Source organism: Paraglaciecola sp., from assembly GCF_030730205.1.
Classification (GTDB): Bacteria; Pseudomonadota; Gammaproteobacteria; order Enterobacterales; family Alteromonadaceae; genus Paraglaciecola.
Window position 1 is genome coordinate 1 of sequence record NZ_JANQVQ010000014.1, and the last position, 6,248, is coordinate 6,248.

A 6,248-nucleotide genomic window follows, 5' to 3' on the forward strand; every position below is an offset into this window, starting at 1 on the left:
GCATAAAAGAGCGTCGATAGGCCGCAGTAACCAACTCAGCACATCCTTTAGAGCTACTGTATGGATCAAACCCTCCCATCGGTTCGTCTTCTCTGTAGCCCCACTCCCATTCTTTATTCTCATAACATTTGTCAGTAGTGACACTGACGATGGCACGAAGTTGAACACAAGATTTTGCTGCTTCTAATACTTTAGCGGTACCCATTACATTAATGTCATAAGTTTCAATAGGCTCTTTGTAAGACAAACGCACCAGTGGTTGCGCCGCCATATGAAACAATATCTCAGGCTCAAATGACAATATGCTGTTTTGTAACTTTTCAAAATCGCGAATATCGCCAATCTCAGATTCAACCAAAGCCCCAACATTGGCTTCATCAAATAGGCTTGGGTTTGTCGGAGGTGTTAGCGCATACCCTTTAACTTTTGCGCCCATCAAGTTCAGCCAAATAGATAACCAACTACCTTTAAAACCCGTATGGCCTGTGACGAATACGCGCTTATTACGCCAAAAATCTGGATTAACCATAATATCCTCGTCTATTCCCAAACTTTCCAAGGTGCTTTGCATGATTGCCACAACGATTCTAAATGGATTTTGTCACGCAATGTATCCATGGGTTGCCAAAAACCGTGATGCTCATAAGCCATTAGTTGCTTGTCTTCAGCTAGAGTAATAAGCGGTTCTTGCTCCCATACTGTTGAGTCTGCGGCAATTCGGCTTAAGACTCTTGGCGATAAAACAAAAAAACCGCCGTTTATCATCGCGCCATCGCCTTTAGGTTTTTCTTTAAAATTAAGAACCTGACCTTTATTAATGTCGAGTGCACCAAATCGACCGGGTGGATAAGTTGCGGTCAAAGTGGCATCTTTGCCATGTGACTTATGAAACGCAATTGTTTCGGTGATATTAATGTCGCCGACACCGTCGCCGTATGTGAAACAAAATGCTTCTTCTTCTTTTACATAATCGGCAACTCTTCTTAAACGGCCACCAGTCATCGATTCATCCCCTGTATCAACTAAGGTGACCGTCCATGGTTCAGCACGTTTTTCATGCACTTTCATTTGATTATCATGCATAGTAAAGGTGACGTCTGACTGGTGTAGAAAATAGTTGGCAAAATACTCTTTAATTACATAGCCTTTGTATCCACAGCAAATTACAAATTCATTCACACCATGAGCTGAGTACATTTTCATAATGTGCCACAGTATTGGTTTACCACCTATTTCGATCATAGGTTTGGGTCTTGTAGTGGTCTCTTCACTAAGTCTGGTACCAAGGCCACCAGCAAGGATAACTGCTTTCATCTGTTCATTTCCTATTTGAATAATCTAATAACTTTGCACAAAAGCGTCTGAGTAAAATTTATTTTCAGCTAAGCCGGCGGCTAAAAAGCTTTCATGCGCAGACTGAATCATCATGTTTGAACCGCAAGCATAAACTGCCGTTTGAGCCAAATTGTGCTCAGTCATTAAAGCTACCTTCTGCACATAGCCCGTTTGATGCGGCCAATCCTCAGTAGGTCTTGATAACACTTGATTCACTGCTACTTTCAATTTTTTAAAAGAAGGCTGCCAAAAAAAATCATCAGGATGACGATTACCCCAATACAAGCTAATTTTGCCGCATTGTACAAAATCAGCATCACTATCGAGGCCATAAAGAATCGACATAATCGGCGCGATACCCGTACCTGTCGCCAAAAAAATCAAATCTTCGTTACCATCACGTAAAAAGAAGGTCCCTTTGGGGCCTTCTAATCTTAATAAATCATTGTCTTTTGCCTGATTAAACCAGTATTCACTCATTTTGCCATTTTCAAAACGCTTAATAACTAGGTTAATTTCACCTTGACTGGCGGTACTGGCAACCGAATAAGATCTGCGAATAGTATTTGGTCCAATAACATCAATATACTGACCTTCCAAGAACTTAAACTCGGCAGTTGGCGGCAGTCTTAGCGTTACACCAACAAGTTCGTCCGAGTAACGTGTTAGCTGCTTAATCCGGCATGGAATAGTTTTAATTTCAATACCGTGCAATGCGGATAAGTCTTCAGCCTCTATCGATAAGTCTGTCGTAGGTGCACAACAGCAGCTAAGCACTTTGTTTGATAATTTGTCTTGTTCAGTAAGAACAAGTTGAGCTTTTAACTCGATTACTTCACCAGACATTACTTTGATTTTGCAAACACCACATTGGCCTGTCTTACAGCTATACTCAAAAACTAAGCCTGACTTTAAGGCTGAATCTAAAATTGTCTCTGTCGCACTGCCTACAAACTGTTTTGCTTCGTGGGTATTAATACTTAGACGGCTCATTACTTTGCTCTACATGTTTCTACTTTTTCAATGGCGATTTGTGTTATTGACTCAAATTAGCCATTTTAGCTAATAAACTTGGTAAGAATACCTTACTGTAGTGGTGAATTGATTTATCAGACTCAATTGAATCAACAACAACCCAGCGATAGTCTTCATGCTGTTCCAGAGGCAACTTCAATTGCTGGCTATTAATTATTAAAAGACAGGCCGTGTTTATATAGTGAGTAGAAATCAACTCATCCACGAAACTATTTTCATAGAAATGCTCAAACAGTCCAAGTGAAGTAAAATTCTCCATTTTAAATGAGGCACCAAGTTCCGCGAGTGAAATCCGATGATAAGCTTTAACTAAAGGCTCATTTTTAAATACGCGTCCTCCTGGAACAAACCAAAATCCACTGGCTGGTTCATTTTTTCTGAGGCCAAATAATAATTCGCGCCTCTCGTTTAAAACGATTAGATCGATGGAAAACAAAGGCGCATTTTTAATGACATGTCTGAAATCAGAGTCGTTAAGCATCACTTTCTGAATGCACTTTGATTGGCAAGGAACCAGCGGTATGTGTTTTCGAGACCTGGCTCTAAGTCAATAGAGTATCGCCAACCTAGAGCTTTAAGCCTCTCTACTTTCATCAATTTACGCGGGGCACCGTCGGGTTTGTTTGTGTCCCAAACAATATTACCTTCATATCCAACAACTTTAGCAACTGTCTCAGTTAACTCTTTAATGGTGCAATCGACCCCCGTACCTACGTTGATATGGCTAAGCATCGGTTCGGTGTTAGCTTCATAGGTGGCTTTATCCAGCTCCATGACAAAAATACTGGCGGCTGCCATATCGTCCACATGTAAAAACTCACGCATTGGTGAGCCACTGCCCCAAGCTACAACTTCAGCAGCATTGGCCAGTTTAGCTTCATGAAAACGACGTAATAGTGCAGGAATAACATGGCTATTATCCGGGTGGAAGTTATCATTAGGGCCATATAAGTTGGTTGGCATGGCACTGCGGAAGTCGCGACCATATTGGCGGTTATAACTTTCACACAATTTAATGCCAGCAATTTTTGCGATTGCATAAGGCTCATTTGTTGGCTCAAGGGCACCTGTTAGCAATGCCTGTTCACTCATGGGTTGCTCAGCGAGTTTTGGGTAAATACAGCTAGAGCCAAGAAACAACAATTGTTGAACATTATGACAGTGGGCAGCATGAATAATGTTGGCCTGAATAATCAGGTTTTCATAAATAAAATCAGCCGGATAAGTATTGTTCGCAACAATTCCCCCAACTTTTGCTGCTGCCAAATACACTTGGTCAATCTTTTGCTCTGCAAAAAAACGCTGAACATCGCTCTGGTTAGTCAAATCTAACTCGTTACGATTGCGCACGATGATAGTAACACCGCCTTGTTTTTTTAGTTGTCTGACTATTGCAGAGCCAACCATGCCATTATGACCAGCAACAAAAACCTTTTTCATGAAAACCTCAAATATGACAACTACAATACATAAAAATGTAATGTTGTTTCAGAAAACTAATATTTATTCAACAGATACTGGCAACTCAAAACCATGTGCTTTTAACAAAGCATGACGTTTTGCTGATTTTAAGTCTTCAGCAACCATTTCTTTGCACATTTCCTGAGTAGTTATTTCTGGTACCCAACCTAATTTTTCTTTGGCCTTCGTAGGGTCGCCTAACAACGTTTCTACTTCAGCCGGTCTAAAATAGCGAGGATCAACTTTAACGATGATTTCTCCAACTTTTAGAGCAGGAGCATTATTGCCGATAATCGTATCTACGATAGCAACTTCATCAATACCGCTTCCCTCAAAACGCAGAGTAATGCCCAACTCCATAGCAGACCAAGATATAAACTGGCGTACAGAGTACTGTACGCCAGTCGCAATAACAAAATCTTCTGCCTGCTCTTGCTGCAACATCATCCATTGCATTCGAACATAGTCTTTTGCATGCCCCCAGTCACGCAATGCGTCCATGTTGCCCATAAATAAGCAACGCTCTAAACCCTGAGCAATATTTGAAAGGCCCCGGGTAATTTTACGGGTTACAAAAGTTTCACCACGGCGAGGAGATTCATGATTAAATAGAATACCGTTACAAGCATACATACCATAGGCTTCACGATAATTAACGGTTATCCAATAAGCATACATCTTGGCTACCGCATAAGGTGAACGAGGATAGAATGGCGTAGTTTCTTTTTGTGGAGTTTCTTGAACTAATCCATACAACTCAGATGTCGACGCTTGATAAAAACGCGTTTTCTTTTCCAGGCCTAACATTCGAATCGCTTCTAAAATACGCAAAGTACCAAGCGCATCAACGTCAGCGGTATATTCAGGCGCTTCAAAACTAACCGCAACATGGCTTTGCGCCCCCAAATTATAAATCTCGTCGGGTTGAACTTCTTTAATAATACGCACTAAATTTGAGGTATCACTTAAATCGCCATAGTGGAGAATGAAATGCTGATTATTGACATGAGGATCTTCGTAGATATGATCGATACGTTGGGTGTTAAAGGATGAGGCACGCCTTTTAATACCGTGAACCTCATAGCCTTTTTCCAATAAAAATTCGGCTAAATACGAGCCATCCTGACCAGTTACACCGGTTATTAACGCCTTTTTTATCATAAAATTTTCCAAGTAATAGTACTGTTTTAGCTTTGCTTACGAAACAAACTGATGAATAACACAACAAATACACCCAGAATACCGGCTAATAATGTGGCAAACGCCACTATTATAGCTCTCTTGGGCGAAAACTTAATTTCAGGAACAAGAGCAGGATCAATTGTCTTAAAGACATACTCTTCCCTCACTTCAGCAAACATTAACGTTTTTGCTTGTTCTTCAATCAATTGATAAAGTAAAGTCTTGTGTTCTAACACAGTTGTTTTTTCAATTTGCGATTGCAGGTAAGTAATACTGCGCTCTGCCTCTTGTTTGTCTCTGACTTTCATGTTTGCGTTAATATCTTCAATCAGCCAGTCTACCCATTGTTTAGCTACATAAGGCGACCTATGCTCAACGCTAATAGCAACCAAGCCTGTATCCTTATTTTGTTGAACAGTAAACATATCGTCAAAAACTAGTTTTGCTACTTGCATTGATGGTTTAACATCTTCTTGTGGTTCAGCCTCTCGAATCCATTTATCCGTGTCTGGCGAGTATATTGCCTCATCATAAATAATCTTGTTACTAGATAAATCCCATTCTTTTACTGCCATTAATTCTGGCAAAATATTACGTTTCTGAATGAATTGGCTAGTGAATTGGCGTGATTTAAGTATTTGTATCGCCAGTGCCGTTTTATCGGCTTTAGCACCACCCAAGCTAACGCCAGCTAACGATGCCAACCCACCAAACTGACCAGCGATACCACTTAAACCTGCTTGTTCATCGCTACTGGCTGGGGCAAGCAAAGCTTCAGATTTATAAATATTAGGTAAACTTAAAGCATATAAAACAGCACCAATAGCGCAAACTGTCGTTACTGCAATAATTAACCATTTTCCTTGCCATATAGCTTTCCATAATTCGCGAAGATCGATTTCATCATTAGTTACATTTTGCTGAATGTTTTCCGACGAAACCATCACATAGCGAATATTTTGTTCTTTTTCTTCCATTCTATACTCTATTGGCGGCTTAATCTTTTAGTGTTAATCATAGTTATTACAATCTTCCAATAGCGACAAGTGCTACTACAGACTGATAAAAAATTGTCGTTACTGTCTCCCATAGGCCCAAGCGCTCGTAATTAACTACGTCTCTTGGTACTACGATGGTGTCACCCGGCTCAAGCATGATGTTTTTGTTATCAAACCAAAAGTTATTATTTGGTACTTTTACCGAACCGTTCGCTTTTACAATGTATATTTTACTGT

At 40.3% G+C, this 6,248-nt stretch carries 8 protein-coding genes; all 8 read right to left on the reverse strand.

Going from position 1 to position 6,248, the window contains the following annotated elements:
* A partial coding sequence (gene rfbG, locus NWQ57_RS01020; protein WP_306020073.1) for a CDP-glucose 4,6-dehydratase occupies positions 1-571 on the reverse strand: 571 nt, incomplete at its 3' end.
* Entirely contained in the window at positions 541-1,314 is a 774-nt protein-coding gene (rfbF, locus tag NWQ57_RS01025; RefSeq protein ID WP_306020074.1) for a glucose-1-phosphate cytidylyltransferase, read from the reverse strand. The genes rfbG and rfbF, both read right to left, overlap by 31 nt.
* Positions 1,315-1,338: 24 nt before the next feature.
* Positions 1,339-2,328, reverse strand: a complete 990-nt coding sequence (locus tag NWQ57_RS01030; RefSeq protein WP_306020075.1) for an FAD-binding oxidoreductase — start codon at positions 2,326-2,328, stop codon at positions 1,339-1,341.
* 43 nt (positions 2,329-2,371) lie between these two features.
* Entirely contained in the window at positions 2,372-2,851 is a 480-nt protein-coding gene (locus NWQ57_RS01035) for a GDP-mannose mannosyl hydrolase (RefSeq protein WP_306020080.1), read from the reverse strand.
* The gene (locus NWQ57_RS01040; protein WP_306020076.1) at positions 2,851-3,810 is read right to left on the reverse strand and encodes a GDP-L-fucose synthase; all 960 of its coding nucleotides are present in this window, start codon (positions 3,808-3,810) and stop codon (positions 2,851-2,853) included. The genes NWQ57_RS01035 and NWQ57_RS01040 overlap by 1 nt, the downstream gene beginning before the upstream one ends.
* A 63-nt stretch (positions 3,811-3,873) precedes the next feature.
* Positions 3,874-4,992, reverse strand: a complete 1,119-nt coding sequence (gene gmd / locus NWQ57_RS01045) for a GDP-mannose 4,6-dehydratase (RefSeq protein WP_306020077.1) — start codon at positions 4,990-4,992, stop codon at positions 3,874-3,876.
* 26 nt (positions 4,993-5,018) lie between these two features.
* Positions 5,019-5,990, reverse strand: a complete 972-nt coding sequence (locus tag NWQ57_RS01050; RefSeq protein ID WP_306020078.1) for a Wzz/FepE/Etk N-terminal domain-containing protein — start codon at positions 5,988-5,990, stop codon at positions 5,019-5,021.
* Between the two features lie 46 nt (positions 5,991-6,036).
* The coding region (locus tag NWQ57_RS01055; protein WP_306020079.1) for a hypothetical protein at positions 6,037-6,248 on the reverse strand (212 nt) is incomplete at its 5' end.

Bases quoted from the DNA above. Each gene is read 5' to 3' on its own strand.
- rfbF (WP_306020074.1), bottom strand. From the start codon at position 1,314: ATGAAAGCAGTTATCCTTGCTGGTGGCCTTGGTACCAGACTTAGTGAA.
- NWQ57_RS01030 (WP_306020075.1), bottom strand. From the start codon at position 2,328: ATGAGCCGTCTAAGTATTAATACCCACGAAGCAAAACAGTTTGTAGGC.
- NWQ57_RS01035 (WP_306020080.1), bottom strand. From the start codon at position 2,851: ATGCTTAACGACTCTGATTTCAGACATGTCATTAAAAATGCGCCTTTG.
- NWQ57_RS01040 (WP_306020076.1), bottom strand. From the start codon at position 3,810: ATGAAAAAGGTTTTTGTTGCTGGTCATAATGGCATGGTTGGCTCTGCA.
- gmd (WP_306020077.1), bottom strand. From the start codon at position 4,992: ATGATAAAAAAGGCGTTAATAACCGGTGTAACTGGTCAGGATGGCTCG.
- NWQ57_RS01050 (WP_306020078.1), bottom strand. From the start codon at position 5,990: ATGGAAGAAAAAGAACAAAATATTCGCTATGTGATGGTTTCGTCGGAA.